The organism is Streptomyces sp. CG4 (assembly GCF_041080655.1).
In the GTDB taxonomy this organism is placed as follows: Bacteria; Actinomycetota; Actinomycetes; order Streptomycetales; family Streptomycetaceae; genus Streptomyces.
This window is the reverse complement of record NZ_CP163525.1, coordinates 4,404,256-4,427,500: the sequence shown is the minus strand read 5'-3', so window position 1 is coordinate 4,427,500 and position 23,245 is coordinate 4,404,256. Positions and strand designations below refer to the sequence as shown.

General features: G+C 69.3%; 19 protein-coding genes and 1 tRNA gene. 6 read left to right on the top strand and 14 right to left on the bottom strand.

The window, feature by feature from the left end:
* Positions 1-133 precede the first annotated feature (133 nt).
* The 7 genes from AB5L52_RS20135 to AB5L52_RS20105 all read right to left on the bottom strand — a co-directional run bounded on the left by AB5L52_RS20135 (position 134) and on the right by AB5L52_RS20105 (position 9,738).
* On the bottom strand, positions 134-1,027 hold the full coding sequence (locus tag AB5L52_RS20135; protein ID WP_351572448.1) for a phosphorothioated DNA-binding restriction endonuclease: 894 nt from the start codon (positions 1,025-1,027) through the stop codon (positions 134-136).
* 31 nt (positions 1,028-1,058) lie between these two features.
* On the bottom strand, positions 1,059-2,432 hold the full coding sequence (locus AB5L52_RS20130; protein WP_369365394.1) for a DUF4041 domain-containing protein: 1,374 nt from the start codon (positions 2,430-2,432) through the stop codon (positions 1,059-1,061).
* 750 nt (positions 2,433-3,182) lie between these two features.
* Entirely contained in the window at positions 3,183-5,567 is a 2,385-nt protein-coding gene (locus tag AB5L52_RS20125; protein WP_351572454.1) for a hypothetical protein, read from the bottom strand.
* A gap of 972 nt (positions 5,568-6,539) precedes the next feature.
* Positions 6,540-6,878: a hypothetical protein gene (locus AB5L52_RS20120; RefSeq protein ID WP_351572457.1), complete on the bottom strand. Its 339-nt coding sequence runs from the start codon at positions 6,876-6,878 to the stop codon at positions 6,540-6,542.
* Positions 6,879-7,800: 922 nt separating this feature from the next.
* Positions 7,801-7,874 (bottom strand) — tRNA-Pro (locus AB5L52_RS20115).
* 66 nt (positions 7,875-7,940) lie between these two features.
* Entirely contained in the window at positions 7,941-8,699 is a 759-nt protein-coding gene (locus tag AB5L52_RS20110; protein WP_369365392.1) for a Pr6Pr family membrane protein, read from the bottom strand.
* 115 nt (positions 8,700-8,814) lie between these two features.
* Positions 8,815-9,738 carry a metallophosphoesterase gene (locus AB5L52_RS20105; RefSeq protein ID WP_369365390.1) on the bottom strand — a complete coding sequence of 308 codons (924 nt, stop codon included), beginning with the start codon at positions 9,736-9,738 and terminating at the stop codon, positions 8,815-8,817.
* A 177-nt stretch (positions 9,739-9,915) separates the two neighbouring features.
* Here AB5L52_RS20105 and AB5L52_RS20100 point away from each other — a divergent pair, with 177 nt between their 5' ends.
* Positions 9,916-10,383, top strand: coding sequence for a GatB/YqeY domain-containing protein (locus AB5L52_RS20100; RefSeq protein ID WP_351026074.1), 468 nt, complete (start codon positions 9,916-9,918; stop codon positions 10,381-10,383).
* A 223-nt stretch (positions 10,384-10,606) separates the two neighbouring features.
* On the opposite strand, the gene AB5L52_RS20095 is transcribed toward AB5L52_RS20100, so the two are convergent.
* Positions 10,607-12,922 (bottom strand): transglycosylase domain-containing protein, encoded by a 2,316-nt coding sequence (locus AB5L52_RS20095; protein ID WP_369365387.1) that lies wholly within the window; start codon positions 12,920-12,922, stop codon positions 10,607-10,609.
* Between the two features lie 517 nt (positions 12,923-13,439).
* Between AB5L52_RS20095 and wblA the strand changes: the two genes are divergently transcribed.
* A complete protein-coding gene (gene wblA / locus AB5L52_RS20090) occupies positions 13,440-13,778 on the top strand; it encodes a transcriptional regulator WblA (RefSeq protein ID WP_067046754.1) in 339 nt (112 codons plus the stop codon).
* Between the two features lie 362 nt (positions 13,779-14,140).
* Here the strand turns inward: wblA and AB5L52_RS20085 are convergent, their stop codons facing one another.
* Both AB5L52_RS20085 and AB5L52_RS20080 read right to left on the bottom strand, forming a co-directional pair.
* Positions 14,141-15,553 carry an ArsA family ATPase gene (locus AB5L52_RS20085; protein ID WP_369365385.1) on the bottom strand — a complete coding sequence of 471 codons (1,413 nt, stop codon included), beginning with the start codon at positions 15,551-15,553 and terminating at the stop codon, positions 14,141-14,143.
* Positions 15,550-16,527 (bottom strand): ArsA-related P-loop ATPase, encoded by a 978-nt coding sequence (locus AB5L52_RS20080; RefSeq protein ID WP_351026077.1) that lies wholly within the window; start codon positions 16,525-16,527, stop codon positions 15,550-15,552. The genes AB5L52_RS20085 and AB5L52_RS20080 overlap by 4 nt, the downstream gene beginning before the upstream one ends.
* 143 nt (positions 16,528-16,670) lie before the next feature.
* On the opposite strand from AB5L52_RS20080, the gene AB5L52_RS20075 reads away from it, so the two are divergent.
* From AB5L52_RS20075 to AB5L52_RS20060, 4 genes are all read left to right on the top strand, one after another.
* On the top strand, positions 16,671-16,832 hold the full coding sequence (locus AB5L52_RS20075; protein ID WP_003975360.1) for a DUF4177 domain-containing protein: 162 nt from the start codon (positions 16,671-16,673) through the stop codon (positions 16,830-16,832).
* On the top strand, positions 16,829-17,293 hold the full coding sequence (locus tag AB5L52_RS20070; RefSeq protein WP_351026078.1) for a RidA family protein: 465 nt from the start codon (positions 16,829-16,831) through the stop codon (positions 17,291-17,293). The genes AB5L52_RS20075 and AB5L52_RS20070 overlap by 4 nt, the downstream gene beginning before the upstream one ends.
* 197 nt (positions 17,294-17,490) lie before the next feature.
* The gene (locus AB5L52_RS20065) at positions 17,491-18,372 is read left to right on the top strand and encodes an NUDIX hydrolase (RefSeq protein ID WP_369365379.1); all 882 of its coding nucleotides are present in this window, start codon (positions 17,491-17,493) and stop codon (positions 18,370-18,372) included.
* Entirely contained in the window at positions 18,369-19,208 is an 840-nt protein-coding gene (locus AB5L52_RS20060) for an MBL fold metallo-hydrolase (RefSeq protein WP_351026082.1), read from the top strand. Before AB5L52_RS20065 ends, AB5L52_RS20060 begins: the two co-directional genes overlap by 4 nt.
* Positions 19,209-19,217: 9 nt before the next feature.
* Here AB5L52_RS20060 and AB5L52_RS20055 read toward each other — a convergent pair whose 3' ends face one another.
* From AB5L52_RS20055 to AB5L52_RS20040, 4 genes are all read right to left on the bottom strand, one after another.
* A complete protein-coding gene (locus tag AB5L52_RS20055; protein WP_369365377.1) occupies positions 19,218-19,688 on the bottom strand; it encodes an SRPBCC family protein in 471 nt (156 codons plus the stop codon).
* Between the two features lie 14 nt (positions 19,689-19,702).
* Positions 19,703-20,602 (bottom strand): RNA polymerase sigma-70 factor, encoded by a 900-nt coding sequence (locus AB5L52_RS20050; protein WP_369365375.1) that lies wholly within the window; start codon positions 20,600-20,602, stop codon positions 19,703-19,705.
* 104 nt (positions 20,603-20,706) lie between these two features.
* Positions 20,707-22,194 (bottom strand): alpha/beta hydrolase, encoded by a 1,488-nt coding sequence (locus AB5L52_RS20045; RefSeq protein ID WP_369365373.1) that lies wholly within the window; start codon positions 22,192-22,194, stop codon positions 20,707-20,709.
* A gap of 271 nt (positions 22,195-22,465) precedes the next feature.
* Complete coding sequence (locus AB5L52_RS20040; RefSeq protein ID WP_018547939.1) at positions 22,466-23,140, bottom strand: Crp/Fnr family transcriptional regulator; 675 nt, start codon at positions 23,138-23,140, stop codon at positions 22,466-22,468.
* Between the last annotated feature and the right edge of the window lie 105 nt (positions 23,141-23,245).

Here is a 23,245-nt window from a genome sequence, read left to right as displayed (position 1 = left end):
GAGGTTGACCTCGTACAGCTTGTAGGCGGGTTCGGTCTCGCGTGCCGCAGCGCACGCAGCCGCCAGCGCTCGGACAGCGCGCTCCCGGTCGCCGGCTTCCACTGCCTCGACGAGGTCGGAGCTGAACGCCGGGTCAGGCGGCGGTCGGGCGTGGGCTGCCGTGGAAGACCTGGCTGCTGTGCCAGGAGCGGTGGGCTGCCGCGATGGGCGGTATGCCGGGTTGAGGGCCTATGAGCGGACGGCCTGCGAGTGCGGTGACATGCTCGCGGGCAGCGTGGCTGCGGCCGATGAATTGCTGCGAGACCAGGACGCGGTGGCCGTCGCCTATGCCGAGGACCCCCTTGTCGAAGAGTTTGTGGTGCAGCGAGCACAGGCACAGTCCGTTGTCGAGGTCGTCCGGGCCGTCGAACGCCCACCAGCGCACGTGTGCTGCCTCCAACCCGACGGGTGCTGTGCCGATCATGCCGTCGTAGCCGCAGAAGGCGCACTGGTACTCGTACGCGGTCAGCACCATCTCCCGCATCCGGCGGTCTCGCTGCCGTCTCTCGGGCGCTGCCAGAGCGTCGGTCTCCGCCAGTTCCAGTTCCAGGCCCACCGCGTCGCACAGGTCCTGGTGCAGCGACGCCGGGAAGTGCAGATCCAGCAGCACCCTTGCCATGTGGCCCAACAGCGACGGTTCCCGCCGGAGAGCCACCTGAAGATCCGGCGCCAGCCGCCCAGTGGCCCGGCTGGCCCGTAGTTCCCGCACCCCGGTGCCTGGGCTGCCGACACCGTGCTCGGTCCGCACTTCCCACACCCCGTCGCTGACCAGATGGTGGAAGGGATAGGCGGGTGTGGTCCCGCGTGGCGGACCGTACTCCACCAGCAGCTGCTTCAGATCCGACTCCACCGCGCTGTACGGCAACTCATCCGCGGCATCCGCCTGAAAACGGCCCAGCGCGTACAGCAGCAACAACGGCTTGTGCGGCGCCCGCACGCCGTCCCGACTCCACTGCCTCAGGTTCGCGGCACGCTCTAGCCAATCCATGACCGTGATCGTAGTGATGCTTCGCCGCACATCACGCTGTCCGGGCGGCAACTCCTCCTGCGCCTACGGCAGGCGCACCGGCTTCGCCCATGCGCCTGCCGGCCCGCCATTCCAGCGCCTGGGGTTCCTCGGTGAACTCGATCAGATGCTGTCCGGCGAACCGCTGCAGCGCGTCGCGCACCTCCGCCGGGGTGGCGTAGAAGAACTCCTTCCGACTGTTGACCTGGTTGACCCGCTGCGAGGCGAACTGTCGGTGGAGTTCCGTCTCCAGGCCGACCGCGTCCTTGCTGAAGATCAGCGCGTGCACATCGAAACGGAAGGGCACAGCCGCGCCACTCAACTCGTAGACACGCTCCAGAGGTTCGAGCCTACGCGTCATGCCGATCTTCACCATACGATCGCCGAAGGCGCCGATGTTCGAGATGACGTACACATAGCCGGCGCGGACGTTCGCCGCACGGGACTCGACGTCCTGCAGAGCATTCTCGATCTCGGCCAGTTTGGCCTCCATCTCCGCCGCACCCGCCTCGTCACCGCGCTCGCGCAGGCGGTCAAGTGCTGACTGATAGTGGCCGAGTTCCTTGTTCAGCTTCTCGCGCTGCCGGTCGAGTTCCCGCTGGACCGCTGCCTCCTCACGCTCCCGGGCGCGTACCTCGCGCTGGGCTTCCTTCTCCTCTTCCTTCTTATGCAGGAAGTCGGCGGTGAGCTCCAACTCCCTTACGCGCGCATTGTGGTACTCGTCGGTGATCCAGATGTGCATGGTGGAACCGAGCCGGGCGATCGTTTCGCGGCTCTTGTAGAGCCGGTCGACGAGCGAGCTCAGCCGGTGCGGCCGCATGGACCGCACCGCGTAGTCGGCTTCGGCGTTGTAGGCGCGCAGCATGAGCTTGGAGAAGTCGCGGACCATCTTCTGGCCCTCGCGCTTGGAGCCGTTGACCGTCCAGTCCGTGGCCGCCTGTACGGCGCGGCCCGCACGGGCGAGCGTCTTGATCTCGTTCTGCAGCGTGTCGAGGCGACTGCGGTAGGCGATCGCGTCCTGCAGCGCATGCCGGTAGGAGTAGATCCCAGCCTCCTGCAGCATGGCGGTCTTGTCGGCGTTGACGATCCGGACCTGCAGTTCGGCAAGCCGCCGCTCGGCGTCTGACACGTCCTTGCGGTGACGCTCGCCCTCCTTGCGCACTCGCTCGGTCTCCTTCGCCGTCCGGCGCGCGTCGTCGAGGATCTCCTTCGCCGTCTCGCGCGCGTCCCTGAGGATCCCCTCGGCCTCCTCGACGGCTTCGGCGGACGCCTTCTCGCGCAGTGCGGCGGCCTCCGCCTCGACCTGCCGTACGAGGCCCGCGCCCCGCGCGGCATCCAGCCCCTGCGTCCTTGCGATCCAGGCCCGCAGCTCTTCGACCTCGGACACGGCATCCGCACGACGCCGACCGAACAGCCCGCCCTTCCGAGGCGCTGGCACCGCTGTAGCGTTCCCGGGAGCGGCTGCGCCCGGCACCGCAGAGGCTCCTGCGGCAGGGCCGACGGCGAGGGTGTCGGGGGCGGATCCGGCCTCCGGGACCCACAGCTGCCATCCTGGCGGAATCGGGGGCCACGAGGGGTCGGGCCGCCAGTCCGGTGGCGGCATCCATCCCGCAGGTGGCACAGGCCAACCCGGCGGCGGATTGAAACGGTAAGTGATCATTTCCCCCCTCGCCCCTGATGCTCCCCAGCACACAGGGCGCCGGATAATTCCGGCAAACGTCGAGTGACATTTTCTTGGGGATCAGCCACCCGATCACCGCATATTCCATCTCGTGACCATCCTGTAACTATGCGTGAGGGTCTCTCCGGAGGGGGCCATGAGTTCCAGGTGGAAGGCGACGAAGTCCCCGACCGGCGAACTGGTCAACGAGCCACTGAGTCTCGTAGATGGACGGACCGTCGTCCGGTGAGAAGCGCGTGCGCATCAAGGTGACGATCGAAAGCCATTCACACGGCCGGCAGCGATGACGGGTCAGTGCCGAAGGGAGGGATGCGCCTTCTCAAGTGCTCTTGAGTCGGCGCTCCGGTGGCTCTCAAACGGGTCTACAGCAAGTTAGGACCGGTGTGATCTCACAGCACCGGTCCCAACCTGGTGTCACTGTCGGGGTGCCGGACTTGAACAACGACCTCTTACCGGTCAGTCCAGGATCGTCTCCTGGGATTCATCGGATTCCGGGTCGTCCCCCTCTGGCGCACGGTTCTCCACGGTCCTGCGCCGCAGGTTCTCCACGTCAGTCAGGATGCCGACCAGCAGTTTGTGCAGGTCGTCCAGCTGGTCCACCGGGACGATTGGGGTGTGGTGCCCGACTTCCGGCTCCAGGGCGTGCAGATGGTCGAGGGCGTCCCGGGCACCCTGCACCCCGAGGTGGAGGGCCTTGCGGTGCGCGGCGGCGCGCTGGCTGGGAGGTGGCGGAGCGTCTTCGGTGCGGGGAGCCGGGAGGGAAACGGCGGGCAGAGCATTCTCGGCGCCCTGAGCAGCGCCGTCCTGGAACAGCGCCGTCACCGGGTCCCTGGTGACGGGCACCTCGTCGGAAGAGGCACTGGTGAAGACGCCGCCGTCTACCAGCATCGTCTCACCGTTCGCCGAGGGCGCCGCCGGAACCTGCACCGGCGCCGGTCCGGTGACAGTCGACGGGGGTACGGCCTGCGCCGCGCGCTCCGGGGCCGAGGCCGCGACGACATCCCACTCGTACAGTGGCATCGGCACGCCATTGGCGTCGCGGGCGATGCGGTCTGGGGCATCGAGGTCGACTTTGAAGTACACGTACGGCGGCTCGGCGGACGTGGCCGACTCCCTGCCGGTCAGGCTCTGCCTGGGCACGGAGTTCTGTGGGAGGTCGTCACTGCGGAACGTGTTGGCGGCCAGCGCGAGAGTCCACAGGCCGAGTTCGTTCGTCGGCCGTGAGAGTCCCTCGATGACCTTGTTCACGTCCGATCGGAAAGGGACGCCGCCCTTCTCCTTCTTGGCCCCCAGCGATGAGCCGACGTTCCTGGTTAGCAGCTTGTCGGCGATCAAGGCGACACCGCCGGCCACAGCCAGGGTGCGGCGGGCATCGTCGTCGCCGTTCATCGCCGGTGCGATCAGCTCGGTGAAGTCGTCGGTGGGCTGTGGAGTCCAGCCCTGGGTGACGTCGTTCGACAGCACACCACCGTTGTTCCACGCGTTTCGCGCCTGCTTGGTGACGAGCTTCTTCTTCGCACGCCAGGGCAGGTCGATGATCGGACCGAGCAGCTCGCCGAACCCCTTCATACTCATACGCTGGCCGCCCTTGATGGCCTTGGCTTGGTCCTTGAGAAGCTCCAGGAGATCCGGCTGTGTCAGGGCGCTGACCAGGTAGACGGCACGCCACAGGGCGGTCCCGGGTGGTGCCGGATCGCCCCCGAAGACCTGCGGCAGCTCGGCCACGGGAATGCGGCCGACGGCAAGGCCGTACACCGCCTGGAGATCGGCCGTGTTCCAGCGCGGGTCGCCCTGCTGGATGATCCGCTTCAGGGCCCGGGTGATGACCTCGACGTTCTGAGCCGCCGCGTCCCACTGCTTGAACTCGACGTGTACCGAGGCCAGTACTGAACGAATGGCGTCATCAAAGAGGTCCTCGGGAGACAGCACCCGGCCCTCGTGTCCCTCGACACCGACGGCGATCTGCGCCGGAACGACGTAGGACTGGGCGATCTGAGCGGCCCGAAGCCCGGGCGTCGTCCCCTTCATCTCATCGTGGAACTCTTGCCGAAGTTCCTGCCGCCACCGAGTTCGGCTGGCGGCCAGGCGCTGCCCGAGATCGGGCCCGGCAGCCGTCCCTGTCGCGTAGGCGCTGCCGAGCAGTGCATCGGTAGCCAGGGTGGCCACCTCGGCGGGGTCGGCACCGTGCCCGGCTAGTACCGCCCAGGCGCTGGCGAGTCGGGTGATGCCGTCACGGACGACGAGAACGTGGATCGGCTCCGCGCCGTCCTCGAAGGCGATCTCGACGGGATGGGTGATCAGGTTGCGGGTGACAGAGCGCGTGAGGATGGAAGTGGCGTAGCTGTTGAGCGATAGCGTCGCGTGGATGGTCTGCCACAGGTGGTTCCGCAGGTGGGCGGGGTTCTCGTAGCGGTACTGCACGATCGCACCGGGACGGCCCTCATGGGTGATCCCGTGCACCTGCGGGTCGGGTACCTCCGAGACCTCCATGCCGGTACGAGGCTGGGGACCGGGAAACAGCTCGCTGAGCAGGACACGGGTGACAACCGACCGCAGCGTCGCCCCTTCGACGTTCTCGACCATCAGGAGGCCCAAGGGCTCATCCGTCGTCGGGCGAAGCTGAACTGCCAATGCTTCGGGCCGAGTTGTTGCACGTGCTATGGCTCCCCACGCAGTGTCCGGCAGCCAGGTGCTCGGATTGGCCCGGCCCGCTGCGGTCACCGCCGCGACATGGCTGTCCGTTGAGTCGGCAGGGAGGTGGGGCGAGATGTTGGTTACCCGGATCGTGTCCGTCCCCCAGGGGACGTCGATGGAAAGGGCAGCAGGTTTGTCGGTGGTCATGGGCGCAGATCTCCAATGTGTGGTCCGAAGTGGCCTGCGGCGGTCATCACGAAGGGCGGCGAGTCGCACTGAACTCGCCGCCTGGGTCGTTATGCCAAGGGTTCTCCCGAGATATCCTCATCTGCCCAGGACAACTCTGGCGGGAGCCAGGTCGGCCTGCAGCTCATGTGCGGGTAGCACCGGTGTTGATAAGCGGCGTAAGCTCCGAGCTTTGCGGGTGTCAGGAACAGCTCGACCTCGGTCGCACGACAGGGAAGAGCCCTCATGGCGGGTGATTCCGGAGGCAGGGGTTCAAGATCCGGGCCGTCCGCCGTGAGGCGGTGCCAGGCAATCCCTCGGCTGGTGTGAATGAGGGCCAGCCCCGAGGGTCGTCCGGCGAGCCGAGTGCACAACCAGTCGAGCACGTCCTGATCGGCCTGCCGGGAGTGTCGCTTGGGCATGTGGGCAACGAGCGGCTTGGGGAACTCGGCCAGTGCCTCGGTGAATTGTCTGGCGTACTGGTGACCCAGTGTCTGCGCAGCTTTGGGGCTGGCGGCCCTCGCGCGGAGACCATATTCGCCCTTGACGAGTCTGCTCGGATGTGGTAAAAGCCCTGCTGTAGGGGTGTGGAGGCGGTCGCCGAGAAGAGCATTCCATCTATGCCGGTACCTGGGAATCTCTGCTCCTGTCAGCTCAAGCACGCATATGGTCCGAAGTGGCAGCCGTCCGGAGGTGCCGACGATGAAGACGGGTTCCTCACGCGGCACGCGTATCTCTTCAGCGTTGCTCATCTATAACTCCTGACAGTGCCGGTGCCCTGTGGGCAGGTGACGAGGCGTCACCAGTGTGACTGGCGAGTCCCATTGGAACCACCGTACGGACGAGTCGTAGGCGCGCGCAGTCGTTTTTAGCCCGAAACCACCCTGGATGCGGGAGATGCGCTCGTTGATGTACGCGGCAGGAAGGAATCAGACGTGTCGCTTCTACGTAGCTTCAGCTCAGGTTGCTCTTGGCTCGCGGGTAGTTGTCGAACACCTGGGGGAGGGGGCTCATCCCGAGCTTGTCCAGATGTGCGAGGGCGGCGGCGACGTCGGCAACTTCGCCGAGGACGCTGTCGCGTTGAATGACCCAAACGAACTCGTTCTCGGATGTCGGCAGCGTTCGCGGCAGGGTGGAGAGCCCGATCCTCTCGAACTCTTCGCTGATCTGTGTGCACAACTCCGAGCTGAGCCGCGCCCGTTCCGGCGCAGCATGCTTCTTGATGAAGTGCATGGACAAGCGCTTGATGCCGTGGTCGACTTCGACCGCGTGCTTGATAATTGTGAAGTCCATAACTCAGTAGCTTACTGAGTTAATAAGGAAGTTGAGAAGGGAAAGTCAGGATCTGACTCACTGGAGGGGCTGATCCTGGCTAACCGCTCGTGGCTAGCGGCGGTGCGGGCGTGGCCAACCTGAACAGGGCTACTCCGGCCGCCACTAGGGTGTGGCCGCTGATGACACCGGTCGTCTCGGTGAAATTCTGAGAGTGTGCGAGGGAGCGCGTCAGCAGCCACATATCCAGGGCGTACCGGGCGGTGGTGCTCTCAGGAGAGGTGAGGTAGCTCGGGAGCCTCGCTGGCTGTTCCGAGCGGCCGGGGGGGGGGCTGGTTCGACGTGGCACTACCCCCTAGCGGACGCCGCTCACGTCGCCCACGACCCGCCATCCGTGCGTCGTCGGTCGTACCCCGGAAGTGGCAGCGCAGTAACCCGATCGGCTACGTGGACTGGTTCCGGCGGCGGCCCGGAACTGTCCCGCCAGATCCTGGAGAGGCGGCACGTCAACGTCGCGGACGTCCCCACCAGGCCGGTCCGCAGTCCGCTTCAGCGCGTTGTGTAGGTCGTCATATGGCACTGCGTGATCATGTTCGCGGAGGAGCGCGACAGCCGGCCTCCGTCCATCCTCATCGCCACCCTTTCGTACACGATCCTGCCGTGGGCCGCGGAGTGGCTCCTCTCCTCCTTACGGAACTGTGGCGGGTCATGGGCGCTGGGCTGGCGGGGGTCGCCACTGCGTCGTGCCACAGCTCGCTGAGCCTGACGAAGGCGATAAGCCGTTCTGCCGGGCAGCGCGTGCCCGCCAGCGCCTGATCTTGTGGAGCGGTATCCGGGAGCCAGATCCGAACTCGGCTCCCGAATGACTCCCAAAACGACCCCAGGAACCACTCAGGGGCCCGACCCGCTAAGCGGATCAGGCCCCTGACCTGGTACTACAGCGTCGGGGTGGCGGGATTTGAACCCACGACCTCTTCGTCCCGAACGAAGCGCGCTGCCAAGCTGCGCTACACCCCGATGTCGCTGCTTCTCGCGGCGACGACGTTTACTTTAGCCCACCGGTGGCTGTAGACGAAATCCGGTTTAGACGCGGCGGCGGCCCGGGGTGGGGCGGGTGTGGTCGAGGGCCACCAGGAGGACGGCCAGGGCGTAGATCGCGAGGCCCAGGAGGAGGGCGTTGGCCAGGGTGCTGCGGTAGCCGTGGGCGGCCGCGTCCAGGAAGGGGTAGAGGTAGCGGGCCGGGTTCGAGGGGGCGAGGAAGGCCGCTCTGCCCAGGGAGAAGGCCAGGTAGGCCAGGGGGTAGAGGAGCCAGGCGGCCGCCTGGCGCAGGTGCAGGCGGGCCGCGGGCGTGAGCAGCAGCCAGTCCAGCACGGCCGCCACCGGCGTGATCGTGTGCAGGATCTGCAGGGCCGCCCACTGGCCGTGCCAGCGCACCGGCGCCGTCGCCGCGCCCGTCATCGAGAACGGCGGCGTCGTGTGGGCCAGGAGCAGGCGGTAGACCAGCGCCGCGATGAGGACGTAGAGGAGTGTGGCGCCTGTCACCGCCGATGGCAGCGGGCGGCGGGCCCGTCGCGCCCTCGACGCCGACAGGACCATGACGACGGCGAGCAGGATGTTCGCCTGGACGCTGAAGTAGCTCAGGGTGCGTGCCGGGGCGCCCAGCCGGAGCTCCAGGGCTACGCCGGCTGCCGCCACCACGGCGGTCAGGAGGCGGAAGACCGCGACCGCGGGGCGGCGCAACGGTCCCACCACCGCCGTGGCCGGGACCGGGGCGGGCAGCAGCAGGGGCGGGCCCGGGACCGCGGGCAGTTCCGGGATGTCCCTGGGTATCGGGGCGGTCATGCCCTCACGCTAGGAGCGGGGGAGGGGTGCGGCCATGTGGAGTAGCCCGAGTGGGGTACATCCGGGTGTACCCGGGTACACCCGAGTCCCACCGCTCCTACTGCTCCTACCGCTCCTACCGCTCCACCAACGTCAGCAGTGTGGCCTCTGGTGGGCACGCGAAGCGGACCGGGGTGTAGCGGTTCGTGCCGCAGCCCGCCGAGACGTGGAGGTAGGAGGTGTTGCCCTCCGCCGTGTGCGTGGAGAGGCCCTTCACGCGGTCGGTGTCCAGGTCGCAGTTGGTGACGAGGGCGCCGTAGAAGGGGATGCACAGCTGGCCGCCGTGGGTGTGGCCGGCCAGGACCAGGGGGTAGCCGTCCGCCGTGAAGGCGTCCAGGGCGCGCAGGTACGGGGCGTGGACCACGCCGAGGGAGAAATCGTACGTTCCCGAGGGGCCGCCCGCCACCCGGGCGTAGCGGTCCCGCTTGATGTGGGGGTCGTCGAGGCCGGTCAGCCCGATCGAGACGCCCTCGACCTTCAGGACACCCCGGGTGTTCGTCAGGTTCAGCCAGCCCGCCGTGTCGAAGCCGTCGCGCAGGTCCTCCCACGGGTTGTGGATCGCGCCCACGGCCGGCGGGTTGCCGTTCAGGCCGTGGCGGCCGCTCGTCTTCTCCAGCAAGTAGCGGGCGGGGTTGCGGAGTTTGGGACCGTAGTAGTCGTTCGAGCCGAAGACGTACGCGCCCGGGAACTCCATCAGCGGGCCCAGCGCGTCCAGGACCTCGGGGACGCCCTCGGGGTCGGACAGGTTGTCGCCGGTGTTGATCACGAAGTCGGGGCGCAGGCCCGCCAGCGACTGCAGCCAGCGCTGCTTCTTGCGCTGGCCGCTCACCATGTGGATGTCGGAGACCTGGAGCATGCGCAGCGGGCGCATGCCCGGCGGGAGGACCGGGACCGTCACTCGTCGGAGGCGGAAGGAGCGGGCCTCGAAACCCGCCGCGTACGCCAGTCCGGCGGCGCCGGCCGCCATGATTCCCAGGGGTACTCCGTATCGCGCGCGCATATGTCCATCGTGTCAGACCCCGAGGGGACGACGGGACCGGCCGGCCTCCCCCGAAACGCCGGGCCTCCCCCGAACTGCCCGGCCTCCCCTGAATCAGCGGGTGTTCGGGGCCGTGCGCCTGAGACGACGGCCAAATCGGCGGGCGTTCGCCAGGGTGCACCTGCGACAATCGACCCCATGACCACCACGCTCAAGTCGAAGCTGCAGGACCACCTCAACGCCGCGATCAAGGAGCGCGACGAGCTCCGCTCCTCGACGCTGCGGCTGACGCTCGCCGCGATCACCAAGGAGGAGGTCGCGGGCAAGGAGAAGCGGGAGCTCTCCGACGACGAGGTCCTCAAGGTGATCACCCGCGAGGCGAAGAAGCGCCGGGAGGCCGCTGAGGCCTTCGCGCAGGGTGGTCGGGCCGAGTCGGCCGAGCGGGAGAAGGCGGAGGGCGAGGTGCTCGCCGAGTACCTGCCCAAGCAGCTGTCCGACGACGAGCTGACCGCGATCGTCGCCCAGGCCGTGGAAGAGGCGAAGGCGGCCGGCGCCGAGGGGCCGCGTGCCATGGGCGCCGTCATGAAGATCGTGAACCCGAAGGTGGCCGGCCAGGCCGAGGGCGGCCGCGTCGCCGCCGTGGTGAAGAAGCTGCTCCAGGGCTGATCCCGAGCCCGGCCCTGGCTCAGGGCTGGGACGCCCGTACATATGACGCCCGTACATATGACGCCCGTACATATACGGATACGGCTGTACGGAATGCGCCGTAGTACGGAACTTGCGGCTCTACGGATACGCGGCGGCGGGGCCGCACCCCTCTGTTTCAGGGTGCGGCCCCACCGCCGTACTCACGTCGCAGAACGCAGAATCAGAGCGCGGGGCTCCTCGGCTAACCCCGCAGACCCCCGTTCCCGTTTCCGTTGATTCCGCCGTTCCCCTGCCCCTGGATGAAGCCGCCCGGGAGGGAGAAGGTCGGTGTCGGGAAGGCGCCGCCGGTCGTGTCACCCGTGGTGCCGTCCGTTCCCCCGCTCGTCAGACCGCCGATCAGTCCGCCGATCCCGCCCGTGCTGCCCCCGTTCTTGCCGTTGTCCCGCCCCCCGTGGCCTTTTCCCCGGCCGTCGCCCTTCTTGTTGTCGTCGGGGATGTCGATCAGGTGGAAGTCCTGCGCGGGCTTGCCCGCCAGCGCGCCGGTCATCATGTCGCGCCAGATCGGGCCGGGCACCTCACCACCGAACACCTTCTCGTGCGGGATGCCGCCGATGGTGATGTTGGTCATCTGGCGCCTGTGCTGCGGGTCGCCGACCCAGACCGCGCCCGCCATGTTCGGGGTGTAGCCGACGAACCAGGCGGCGTACCGCTCGTCCGTCGTACCCGTCTTGCCCGCGCTCGGGCGGTCGCCGAGGCCGGCCTCCTGGCCCGTACCGTCCTCGACCACGCCCTTGAGGAGCGTGCTGATGGTGTCCGCGGTCTTCTGGGACATCGCGCGCCGGCAGGTCGACTTCGGCACGTCCAGCGACTTCTGCTCGCTGCCGACCTGCTGGGTGATCGACTCGATGGCGACCGGGGTGCAGTACATGCCGCGCGAGGCGAAGGTGGCGTACGCGTTCGCCATCGTCAGCGGCGACACCTCCTGGGTGCCGAGCGCGATGGAGGGAGCCTGGTCCATCGCACGGCCGTCCGCCCGCTGCACCCCCATCTTCTTCGCCATCTGGGTGACGGGGCAGATCCCGATGTCGCTGATCAGCTGCACGTAGTAGGTGTTGACCGACTTGGCGGTCGCATCCTTCATGCCGTACGGGCCGTGCTCCGACTTGTTCTCGTTCGCCAGCTTGGCGGGGTTCTGCGGGTCGTTGCGCCAGACCTTGCCGTCACACGCCTGCACCGGGCTCGGGTACGTCATCTGGTACGGCGACGGGTACTTCTGGGTCGGGGCCTTGCCGCCCTCGACCGCGGCCGCCGCGACGATCGGCTTGAACGTCGAACCGCCCTGGTAGCCCGCGCCGCCGCCCATGTCCGAGTTGGCGGAGAGGTTGATCTGCGTCTCGTTCTTGCCGAAGCCGTACGGGCGGGACTGGCCCATGGCGAGGATCCTGCCGGTGCCGGGCTCGACGATGGTCGCGGCCGTCGCCACCGGGTCGGACTGGTAGACGTGGTCCTTTATCGAGGCCTGCACGGATTGCTGTGACTGCGGGTCGAGCGTCGTACGGATCGTCAGACCGCCCTGGTTCCACAGCTTCGCGCGGACCTCCCGGGTCTTGCCGAAGACCGGGTCGTTCAGGACGACGTCACGGACGTAGTCGCAGAAGAAGCCGGCGCCCTTGACCGCGGTGATGCAGCCGTTCTTCGGCTGGCTCGGGTTCAGTCCGAGCGGCGCCTTCTTGGCCTCATCGGCCTGCTTCTGGGAGATGTCGCCGACCTCCGCCATCCGCTGCAGCACGATGTTGCGCCGCCTGGTGGCCTCCGCCTCGTCGTTGACCGGGTCGTAGCGGCTCGGGGACTGCACGATGCCGGCCAGCAGCGCCGACTGCTCCAGGTCCAGGTCCTTGGCGTGCTTGGAGAAGTACCGCTGGGAGGCGGCCTCGACGCCGTAGGCCTGCTCGCCGAAGAACGTGATGTTCAGGTAGTTCTCGAGGATCTTCTTCTTGCCGAGCTTCTCCTCGATCTGGATCGCGTACTTCAGCTCCTTGACCTTGCGCCCGAGGGTCTGCTGGGTGGCCTGGGCGACCTTCGTCGGGTCGTCGCCGGCCTCCTCGATGAAGTAGTTCTTCACCAACTGCTGCGTGAGGGTGGAGGCGCCCTGTGCGACGCCGCCCTGCTGCGCGTTCGTGTTCAGGGCACGCAGCACGCCCTTGAGGTCGATCGCGCCGTGCTGGTAGAAGCGCGCGTCCTCGATCGCGACGATCGCCTTCTGCATGTACGGCGAGATGTCCTTGAGGTCCACCACCGTACGGTCGCGGGAGTAGACGCTCGCGATCTGCTGGCCCTGGTTGTCCAGGATCGTCGTGCGCTGACTGAGCTGGGGACTCTTCAGGTTGGCCGGGATCTCGTCGAAGCTCTGGACCGAGCCCTTGGCCACGAGGCCCAGCGCGCCGGCCGCGGGCAGCGCGATGCCCGCCATCACGGCTCCGGCGAGCACACTGACACCGAGGAACTTGGCGGCCTGCTGCGTTGGCGACAGACCACCACCCGAGCGCTTCTTTGGCATGGGGGCAGCCTAATCCGTACTCCTGAGCGTTCCGAGGGAGCGGCCCTCCTCGGGACGGCCTGGCGCCGGATCGTGACGGCAGCGCGACCTGACCTGCCTACGTTTCCATTTCCCGGACACGCGCGCAGGCCTTGGCCTAAGCTGCTCTCAACTGTCACAGCGGTGCGATCACGTATCAATACGTCCGGCGACCCCGAGTCGTTTCGGTCGTACCTCGTTTTTTTACGCGAGGACGTGACCGTTCGTGGGGTGGAGGTGTCCGAATCCGCCTCCTGTGTCACCCGGCGCCCGTTGTGGCGCGTCACAGCCGTCCCGGTTTGCCGGGATGGTCGTGTATGTCGTCAGCTCACTCCCGCGGGTGATCTGCCGCTTACCCATAGTCCGTTCGGGCCATTCAAGATTGGGCCCGAAGGGGGTGTTGCGCTGTGCCCACCTTCCGTAACGTCCTCAACTGGCGGCGGTGAATATGCCGCTGCCGCCGTGGGGGAGCCTCGATTCGGGAGAGGACGGCGCCGGTATGGGCTGGGTAACCGACTGGAGTGCGCAGGCTGCCTGCCGCACTACCGATCCGGATGAACTGTTCGTTCAAGGAGCAGCGCAGAACAGGGCCAAGGCGGTGTGCACCGGATGTCCGGTACGCACGGAATGCCTGGCCGATGCGCTGGACAATCGCGTCGAATTCGGCGTGTGGGGAGGCATGACGGAGCGGGAGCGCCGCGCACTGCTGCGTCGGCGGCCCACCGTGACCTCTTGGCGCAGGCTGTTGGAGACAGCCCGCTCGGAGTACGAGCGCGGCACAGGCATCGTGCCCCTCGACAGCGACGAGGTGTACGAGCACTACGCGGCGGTGAGCTGAGGGCATTTTCGCTGCCGAGTGGGTACACGCACGCCTGGGGAGCCGGGGAGCAAAGGCGTGCGGGAGGCGAGGGCGTGCGGGAAGCGCCGGTCCGGCCTACACCTGGGGAAGCCGTGATCGGCCTTGCGGGCCCATCCATGGGGACATCGTGCACATCGTGCGCTGGTGCAGGGCGTACGTGTCCGCGGGACCACCTAGCCTTCCGCATATGTCACATGTGCCGTCCCACATGCATGTGACCTCTGCGCTGTATGCGCGTGTGCCACCCACGCGCGCACGACGGTCAGTTACCTGGGGACGGTCAGTTACCTGGGTGCGACCGCCACCCACGCGCGCTCACGGCTGCGCCGGCTCTTTGTCCCCTACGCCGGCTCCGTCCGTTCCGCCGTGCCCGCTGCCAGCCGGGCGCCGATGTCGCGCAGGCCCGTGAGGTCATGGACATCGCCGGGCAGTGCGGGCACTTCGACCACCGCCACCTCGGGGTGACGGGCGGTGAAACGGTCACGCGTGCGCTGCTCGCGCGAGAGCAACTGCATGCGATCGGCGTGCAGTCGCAGCAGTCCCGCGGTGAGCCGGTCGACAGGGCGCTCCGTGTCGGCGGGGGAGCCTTCCTCGGAAGCAGTGGCGTCGGTTGCGGTCTCGGATGCGGGAGATCGCGAACTGCCGTATGAGTCGGGAGAGTTACGAAGTCCAGCTTTCCCGCCCCCCTGATCCACAATGCGGGGGTCCGCAAGATTTTCGGCGGCCGCGAGCGCCCGCTCGGCCGAGAGCCGGCCCGCGTCGCTGCCATGAACCCGGTTCAGCACCAGGCCCACCAGCGGCATCTTCTCCGCGGCCAGCCGCTCCACGAAGTACGCCGCCTCGCGCAGTGCGTCCCGCTCCGGGGCCGCGACCACCAGGAACGCCGTACCGGGCGCCTGGAGCAGCTTGTACGTGGCGTCCGCGCGCGTACGGAATCCGCCGAAGGTGGTGTCCATCGCGGCCACGAAGGTCTGGACGTCCTTCAGCAGCTGGCCGCCCAGCAGTTTGCCCAGTGTGCCCGTCATCATCGACATGCCGACGTTGAGGAAGGCCATGCCCGCGCGTCCGCCGAGCTTGGCGGGGGCGGTCAGCAGGCGGATGAGGCGACCGTCGAGGAAGGAGCCCAGCCGCTTGGGCGCGTCCAGGAAGTCCAGCGCGGAGCGGGACGGCGGGGTGTCGACCACGATCAGGTCCCACTCGTCCTTCGCGCGCAGCTGGCCCAGCTTCTCCATGGCCATGTACTCCTGCGTGCCCGCGAAGCCCGCCGAGAGTGACTGGTAGAAGGGGTTCGCCAGGATCGCGGCCGCCCGCTCGGAGTCCGCGTGCGCCTCCACGACCTCGTCGAACGTGCGCTTCATGTCGAGCATCATGGCGTGCAGCTCGCCCTCGCCCTCGGTGCCCTTCACCCGGCGCGGGACGTTGTCGAGGGAGTCGATGCCCATCGACTGGGCCAGCCGCCTGGCCGGGTCGATGGTGAGGACGACCACCTTGCGGCCCCGCTCGGCCGCTCTGAGACCGAGGGCCGCCGCGGTCGTCGTCTTGCCGACCCCGCCCGAGCCGCAGCACACCACGATCCGGGTCTTCGGGTCGTCCAGCAGCGGGTCGACGTCCAGCACGCGCGCGGGGGACAGAGGCCGGCCCTGCTCGCGCCCTTCGGCGGACCCGGACCCGTCAGCCCCTTCAGCGGCCTCCCGCCCTTCGGCGGACTCGTGCCCCTCGGCTGTCTCCTGCGCCTCGGCCGGGTCCGGACTCATGACACCCCCTGTTTCCGCAGCTCGGTGGCGAGTTCGTACAGGCCCGCCAGGTCCATGCCCTCGGCGAGCAGCGGCAGTTCGCCCAGCGGCAGGCCCAGCTCGCCGAGGACCGCGCGCTGCTCCTGCTCCAGGGCGTACCGCTCGGCGTACTCCGCCGCCTGCCGCAGGAGCGGGTCCACCAGCTTCTCCGCGTTCCCGCCGCGCCGGGCTCCGCCCAGCCCGGCCGACGACAACGCCTGTGCAACCGATGAACGCTCCACGCTCCGTACGAGTTCCAGGTCGGCCGCGTCCAACACCTCCGGCCGGACCATGTTCACGATGACCCGGCCCACCGGAAGCCGTGCGGCGTGGAGTTCGGCGATGCCGTCGGCGGTCTCCTGGACGGGCATCTCCTCCAGCAGCGTCACCAGGTGCACCGCCGTCTCCGGCGACTTCAGCACCCGCATCACCGCCTGCGCCTGATTGTGTATGGGGCCGATCTTCGCGAGGCCCGCCACCTCGTCGTTGACGTTCAGAAAGCGGGTGATGCGGCCGGTCGGCGGGGCGTCCATGACGACGTAGTCGTACGCGAACCGCCCCTTCTTGTCCTTGCGGCGCACGGCCTCGCACGCCTTGCCGGTCAGCAGGACGTCCCGGATGCCGGGCGCGACGGTGGTGGCGAAGTCGATCGCGCCGAGCTTCTTCAGGGCGCGGCCCGCGCCGCCCAGCTTGTAGAACATCTGGAGGTAGTCCAGAAGGGCCAGTTCGGGGTCTATGGCCAGGGCGTACACCTCGCCGCCCCCGGGAGCGACCGCGATCTTCCGCTCCTCATACGGCAACGCCTCCGTCTCGAAGAGCTGGGCGATGCCCTGCCGGCCCTCGACCTCCACGAGAAGCGTCCGCTTCCCCGCGGTGGCGAGGGCCAGCGCCAGTGCGGCGGCGACCGTCGTCTTTCCGGTCCCGCCCTTGCCGCTGACGACCTGGAGCCTGCTCACGCCTTCGAGACTAACCAGTCCGGCCGACGGTCACGCCCGGGGCTGTGGATAACGGTCGTCACACTCGGGCCGCCCGCCCCGGGAACACCGCCGGCCGCGGTCGGCCGCCTTCCCCACCGGTCACAGCGGCTACAGTCGGCCCCATGACCAAGTGGGAATACGCAACCGTTCCGCTGCTCGTCCATGCCACGAAGCAGATTCTGGACACCTGGGGCGAGGACGGCTGGGAGCTCGTCCAGGTCGTGCCCGGGCCCAACAACCCCGAGCAGCTCGTGGCCTACCTGAAGCGGGAGAAGCAGGCATGAGCGCGGTCGAGGCCAAGCTGGCCGAACTGGGCCTGACCCTGCCAGAGGTCGTACCGCCGCTGGCCGCGTACCAGCCGGCCGTCCAGTCCGGTGTGTACGTCTACACCGCCGGCCAGCTGCCGATGGTCGAGGGCAAGCTGCCGGTCACCGGCAAGGTGGGCGCCGAGGTCACGCCGGAGGAGGCCAAGGACCTGGCCCGCACCTGCGCGCTGAACGCGCTGGCCGCCGTGAAGTCCGTCGCCGGTGATCTGGACCGTATCGCGCGCGTGGTGAAGGTCGTCGGCTTCGTCGCCTCCGCGTCCGACTTCACCGGGCAGCCCGGTGTCGTCAACGGCGCCAGCGAACTGCTGGGCGAGGTCCTCGGTGACAAGGGCGTGCACGCCCGCAGCGCGGTCGGCGTCGCGGTGCTGCCGCTGGACGCGCCGGTCGAGGTCGAGATCCAGGTCGAGCTCGCCCCGTAACCGTGCGGAGCCCGCCGACGTCATCGGGCGGGCTCTGCCGACACGACCGGGCGCGAGCCGACACGACCGGGCCCGATCCGTCGCCGTAATCCGGCGGGATCTGCCGACGTACCCGGCCGTACCCGGCCGTACCCGGCCGAACCCGCTGACCTCGGGCACCTCTCGAACATTCGCCCTGCACGGGATAGCCTCCGGCCATGGCGAACGGTCAGTGGTATCCCCCGGAATGGCCGGACCGCATCCGCGCGCTCGCGGACGGCACCCTCACCCCGGTGTCCCCGAGACGCGCGGCCACGGTCCTGCTCCTGAAGGACACCGAGTCCGGCCCGGTCGTCCACATGCTGCGCAGACGCGCCTCCATGGCCTTCGCCGGAGGCGCGTACGCGTATCCGGGGGGCGGTGTCGACCCGCGCGACGACGACCGTCTGGTGCGCTGGGCGGGCCCCACGCGCGCGTGGTGGGCCGAGCGGCTCGGCGTCGACGAGCCGGGCGCCCAGGCCATCGTCTGCGCGGCCGTACGGGAGACGTACGAGGAGGCGGGCGTGCTGCTTGCCGGGCCCGACGCGGACTCGGTCGTCGGGGACACCACCGGGGAGGACTGGGAGGCGGACCGGGCCGCGCTGGTCGAGCGCGAGCTGTCCTTCGCCGAGTTCCTCGACCTGCGCGGCCTGGTGCTGCGCTCGGACCTGCTGGGCGCCTGGACCCGCTGGATCACCCCGGAGTTCGAGGCCCGCCGCTACGACACCTGGTTCTTCGTGGCCGCCCTGCCGCAGGGCCAGCGCACCCGGAACGCCTCCACGGAGGCCGACCGCGCGGTGTGGATCCGCCCCGCGGAGGCCGCCGCCGGCTACGACAAGGGCGATCTGCTGATGATGCCGCCCACCATCGCGACCCTGCGCCAGCTGGCGCCGTACGACTCCGCGGCCGGGGCGCTGGCGGCCGCTCCCGCGCGCGACATGACCCCCGTGATGGCCGGTGCCCGCCTGGTGAACGGCGAGATCGTCCTGTCCTGGCCGGGACACGACGAGTTCACCAAGCACATCCCGACGGCCGAGACGAAGGGCGGAGGCCCCGCATGACCGACGCAAGTGCCCTGCCGGGCCAGCCCCGCGGCCAGGTGCTGTCCGGCCCCGCCACCGAACGCGCCGTCAACGTCCTCGCGCCCAACGCCTCCGCGATGACCCTGGACGGCACCAACACCTGGATCGTCGCCGAGCCCGACTCCGACCTCGCCGTGGTGATCGACCCGGGTCCGCTGGACGACGGCCATCTGACCGCTGTTGTGGACATGGCCGAGAAGGCCGGCAAGCGGATAGCCCTGACCCTGCTCACCCACGGCCACCCCGACCACGCCGAGGGCGCCGCCCGCTTCGCGGAACTGACCGGCACACGCGTGCGTGCCCTCGATCCGGCGCTGCGGCTCGGTGAGGAGGGCCTGGCCGCCGGGGACGTGATCACCGTCGGCGGCCTGGAGCTGAGGGTGGTACCGACCCCCGGGCACACCGCGGACTCGCTGTCCTTCCATCTGCCGGCCGACCGGGCCGTGCTGACCGGTGACACCATCCTCGGGCGCGGTACGACGGTCGTGGCGCACCCCGACGGCCGCCTGGGCGACTATCTGGACTCGCTGCGCCGGCTGCGCTCGCTGACGGTCGACGACGGCGTGCACACGGTCCTGCCGGGGCACGGGCCGGTCCTGGAGGACGCCCAGGGCGCCGTCGAGTTCTACCTCGCCCACCGCGCCCACCGGCTCGCCCAGGTGGAGACGGCGGTCGAGGACGGCTACCGCACCCCGCCCGAGGTCGTCGCGCACGTCTACGCCGACGTGGACCGCTCCCTGTGGCCGGCGGCGGAACTATCCGTACGGGCCCAGCTGGACTATCTGAGCGAGCACGGGCTGATCCAGCCGATGTGACCAGGTCCCTCACCGGGCCGACGGAGCCTTCGCAGCTCGACCGGTCAGCGCCTTGTCGGCCGCCTCCAGGATGTTGGCGAAGGTGCGGGTGATGACCGGGCGGGCCAGGAACCGGGTGAGCGGGCCGCCGATCAGCGGGAGCGGAATCCCCGCGCGGGTCGTCCAGCGGACCAGGGTGCCGCCGTCCGTCTCGGTGAACGTCATACGGCCCAGTTCGTGCCGGGCCGGCGGCACGCTGCGCTCCACGACGTACTCCGTGGCGTACGGCGGTTCGTACACGCTGATGCGCTCCCGGAACCAGCCGATCAGCCAGAGGTGGTCGCGGATCGCGCCGACGCCGTAGGGCGCGCCCTGGCCGTGCCGGGCCAGCCGGCAGCGCAGCACCAGGGGTGAGGCGGTGTAGTGGGTGGTCGTCGTGAGCCAGGCGAACACGTCGTCGATCGGGGCGGCGATGACGCGTTCCACGGTCATGGTCTCCATGCCTGTCGGCCTCCTCAGCCGAGTGCTCCGCTGTCGGATGCTCCTCTGTCGAGCGGTCGCACCACGTCGGCGCGATCCAGCTTGTCCGGGTTGCGCATGCCGTAGAGGCCGGTGATCCGCCCGTCGCGGATCTCGAACGCCACCAGCCAGTCCAGCGCGCCGCCGGTGAGGAACCGGGCCGCGGGCATGCCGTTGTAGCGGGCGGGTTCGATCCGGGCCGTCGTCGCGCTGGTGCGGTACACGCCGAGGACGAACCGGGCGACGTCGTCGCGCCCCACGATCGGGCGGCGGGCGGCACTGACCTTCCCGCCGCCGTCGGAGATCACCACGACATCGGGCGCGAGCAGGTCCATCAGGGCCTGCACGTCGCCGTCCGCCGCCGACCGCAGGAACCGCTCGACGATCTCCCCGGTGGCGGCGGAGCCGGGCTCGAAGCGGCGCCGGCGCGCGTGGACGTGGCCACGCGCGCGGTGCGCGATCTGCCGGACGGTGGCCTCGGCCTTGCCGATCGCGGCGGCGATCTCACCGTGGGTGTAGCCGAACACGTCGTGCAGGACGAACACCGCCCGCTCGGTCGGGTTCAGCGTCTCCAGGACCAGCATCATGGCCATCGACACCGACTCGGCCAGGACGACGTCGTCGCCGACCTCGGGCGCGGTGCGGATCGGCTCGGGCAGCCAGGAGCCGACGTACTCCTCCCGCCGGGACTTGGCTGCGCGCAGGTGGTTGAGCGCCTGCCGGGTCACGGTCCGCACCAGGTACGCGCGCGTGTGCCCGACCGTGGCCGGATCGACCTCCCGCCAGCGCAGGTAGCTCTCCTGCAGTACGTCCTCGGCGTCGGCGGCGCTGCCCAGCATCTCGTAGGCGATGGTGAACAGCAGCGGACGGTGCTCGGTGAAGGCGTCCTCGGCCATGATCCGGCTCGGCTCCTCTCTTCGGACGGCACTGAGACACGTCGGCGCGGGAAACCGTGACAGTTCGCTGCTGTGACTCGCATCACAGCGAAGCGGCCCCGGGGCTACGGCGCCGGTGCTGCCGGGCAGGTGGCGTTCTCGGCCGGAAGCCTGCCCGTGAGCAGATAGCGGTTGCCGGCGGCGTCCATGCAGGTGTTGCCGTCGAACAGGTACTGGCCGTGGTTGCCGCCGCCCGCGACGACGAGGCGGGAACCGGACAGCGCCTTCCGCATGCGCTGCGCGCCGACGACCGGGGTCGCCGGGTCGTCCTTGGCCTGGAGCAGCAGGATGGGCGGCACCTTCACCGAGCCGATCTTCACGGGCTTGGCCGTCGGTGCCTGCCAGTACGCGCAGGGCGCGCTGTACCAGGTGTTCAGCCAGGCGAACAGCGGCGCCTTGGGGGCGGCCGCCGTCGTGTCCCGGTGCCAGGCCGCCCAGTCGCGGGGCCAGGCGTCGTCCACGCAGTTGTAGGCGAGCTGAGCGGCGTCCACGCCTCCGTGGGACAGCTGGTCGGTCGCGCCGAGCAGCGCGCTCGCGTTCCCGCCCCGGTAGTCCGAGACGGCCTGGGCGGCATCGCCCCAGGACAGATCGGTGTACATGGCGGAGGCCAGCAGATCGTCCAGCTCGGCGCTGCCCGCGCGGCCCCCCGCGGGGTGGGCGGCCAGCTTCGTACGGACGGCGTCCCACGCCGCCGACACCTTCGCCTGGCTGGTGCCCAGGTGGTAGGTCGCGTCCTTCTTGGCCGCCCAGGCGAAGAACTGGCCGGCCCGGTGCTGGAGCGCCGGATCCTGCTCGAACTGCGAGCCGTAGGTGCTGACCGTCGGATCGACGACGCTGTCCAGAATCATGCGGCCGGTGTGCGCGGGGAACAGCGTCGCGTACGTCGCACCGAGCCGCGTCCCGTACGAGTAGCCGAGGTAGTCCAGCTTGTCGCGGTGGAACGCGGTACGGATCCGGTCCATGTCGCGGGCCGCGTTCTCGGTGGTGATGTACGGCAGCAGGTCCCCCGCGTGCGTGGAGCACTGCTCGGCGACCTTGCGGGCGACCGTGCCGCGCGCCTGTTCCTCGGCCGCGGTCGCGGGCGCGTACGGCGCCACCGGATGCTTGATCAGCTTTCCGCGGTCCCCGCAGGAGACCGGGGTGCTCGCACCGACACCGCGCGGGTCGAAACCGACCACGTTGTACACCGCGCGGACGTCCTCGGGCAGCGAACTCCACACCAGCTTGGCCGTGCCGATGCCGGACTGGCCCGGCCCGCCGGGGTTGACCACGAGGGTGCGCGGGGCGTGCGGATCGCCGGCCATCGAGAGGGTGAGCTTGATCTGCCGGCCGTTCGGCTTGGCGTGGTCGAGGGGCACCTTGAGGGTGGCGCAGTAGGTGCCGCGCGGTGCCTCGGAGCCCGCGGGGCAGGTGGACCAGTGCAGGGCCGCGGGGCCGGTGACCGGGCCGGCCGGCGCCGCGTGGGCCGCCTGCGGTCCGGCGAGGGCGACGAGCCCGAGGGCGGCGGCCACGGCCGCGCTGCGCCGGACGTGGGGAGAGGGTGGTCGGGTCACGTCTGCCGCCTTCCGGTCACATCGCTGCTGCTGGAGAGCAAGATGAGGCAGGGGGCGGGAAAGTTGCCCGGTGGCGGATGCGTGTTCGGCCCGGCTTCGGAAGGGGTTGTCCGGTGCGGGGGCAGTTGTCCGTTGTCCGCTCGATGTCCGGGAGAGCCCTGAGGGCGCGGTGCCTTGACGCCGTTCACCTGGGGGAGATGCGAGGGGCAAGGCTGTTTCAGGCCGGAAACGAGGGGCTGGGGGCAGCAGCCCCCAGCGACCTCAGTGGACCTCAGCGGGAGCGCTTGGCCAGCCGCTCCACGTCCAGCAGGATCACGGCCCGCGCCTCCAGGCGGAGCCACCCGCGCTGGGCGAAGTCCGCCAGCGCCTTGTTCACGGTCTCGCGCGAGGCGCCGACCAGCTGGGCCAGCTCCTCCTGCGTGAGGTCGTGGACGACGTGGATGCCCTCCTCGGACTGCACGCCGAAGCGGCGCGAGAGGTCCAGCAGGGCGCGCGCCACGCGGCCGGGGACATCGGAGAAGACCAGGTCGGACATGGCGTCGTTGGTCTTGCGCAGCCGGCGGGCGACGGCGCGCAGCAGCGCGGTGGCCACCTCGGGGCGGGCGTTCAGCCAGGGCTGGAGGTCGCCGTGGCCGAGGCCCAGCAGCTTGACCTCGGTCAGCGCGGTGGCGGTCGCCGTGCGCGGGCCCGGGTCGAACAGCGACAGCTCGCCGATCAGCTCGCCGGGGCCGACCACGGCCAGCATGTTCTCGCGGCCGTCGGGTGAGGTGCGGTGGAGCTTTACCTTGCCCTCGGTGACGACGTAGAGCCGGTCGCCCGGGTCGCCCTCGTGGAACAGGGAGTCGCCACGTGCGAGAGTCACCTCACTCATGGAGGCGCGAAGCTCCGCGGACTGCTCGTCGTCGAGAGCCGCGAAGAGCGGGTTGCGCCGCAGAACGTCGTCCACGAGTTCTCTCCTTGTCGACCTGCTCAGGGGATCTTGCTCCCCCGTGGTACCAGGGGACCGTGCTCCCCATCTTGCCGGACGGTCCAAACAGTGTGATCTGTCACA

What these genes read in the sequence shown, in the direction of transcription:
- AB5L52_RS20105 (WP_369365390.1), bottom strand. Translation starts at nt 9,738, where the DNA reads ATGCGCGCGCGATACGGAGTACCCCTGGGAATCATGGCGGCCGGCGCC.
- AB5L52_RS20075 (WP_003975360.1), top strand. Translation starts at nt 16,671, where the DNA reads ATGACCAAGTGGGAATACGCAACCGTTCCGCTGCTCGTCCATGCCACG.
- AB5L52_RS20085 (WP_369365385.1), bottom strand. Translation starts at nt 15,553, where the DNA reads ATGAGTCCGGACCCGGCCGAGGCGCAGGAGACAGCCGAGGGGCACGAG.
- AB5L52_RS20095 (WP_369365387.1), bottom strand. Translation starts at nt 12,922, where the DNA reads ATGCCAAAGAAGCGCTCGGGTGGTGGTCTGTCGCCAACGCAGCAGGCC.
- AB5L52_RS20065 (WP_369365379.1), top strand. Translation starts at nt 17,491, where the DNA reads ATGGCGAACGGTCAGTGGTATCCCCCGGAATGGCCGGACCGCATCCGC.
- AB5L52_RS20100 (WP_351026074.1), top strand. Translation starts at nt 9,916, where the DNA reads ATGACCACCACGCTCAAGTCGAAGCTGCAGGACCACCTCAACGCCGCG.
- AB5L52_RS20060 (WP_351026082.1), top strand. Translation starts at nt 18,369, where the DNA reads ATGACCGACGCAAGTGCCCTGCCGGGCCAGCCCCGCGGCCAGGTGCTG.
- AB5L52_RS20135 (WP_351572448.1), bottom strand. Translation starts at nt 1,027, where the DNA reads ATGGATTGGCTAGAGCGTGCCGCGAACCTGAGGCAGTGGAGTCGGGAC.
- AB5L52_RS20055 (WP_369365377.1), bottom strand. Translation starts at nt 19,688, where the DNA reads ATGGAGACCATGACCGTGGAACGCGTCATCGCCGCCCCGATCGACGAC.
- AB5L52_RS20125 (WP_351572454.1), bottom strand. Translation starts at nt 5,567, where the DNA reads ATGACCACCGACAAACCTGCTGCCCTTTCCATCGACGTCCCCTGGGGG.
- AB5L52_RS20120 (WP_351572457.1), bottom strand. Translation starts at nt 6,878, where the DNA reads ATGGACTTCACAATTATCAAGCACGCGGTCGAAGTCGACCACGGCATC.
- AB5L52_RS20050 (WP_369365375.1), bottom strand. Translation starts at nt 20,602, where the DNA reads ATGGCCGAGGACGCCTTCACCGAGCACCGTCCGCTGCTGTTCACCATC.
- wblA (WP_067046754.1), top strand. Translation starts at nt 13,440, where the DNA reads ATGGGCTGGGTAACCGACTGGAGTGCGCAGGCTGCCTGCCGCACTACC.
- AB5L52_RS20110 (WP_369365392.1), bottom strand. Translation starts at nt 8,699, where the DNA reads ATGACCGCCCCGATACCCAGGGACATCCCGGAACTGCCCGCGGTCCCG.
- AB5L52_RS20070 (WP_351026078.1), top strand. Translation starts at nt 16,829, where the DNA reads ATGAGCGCGGTCGAGGCCAAGCTGGCCGAACTGGGCCTGACCCTGCCA.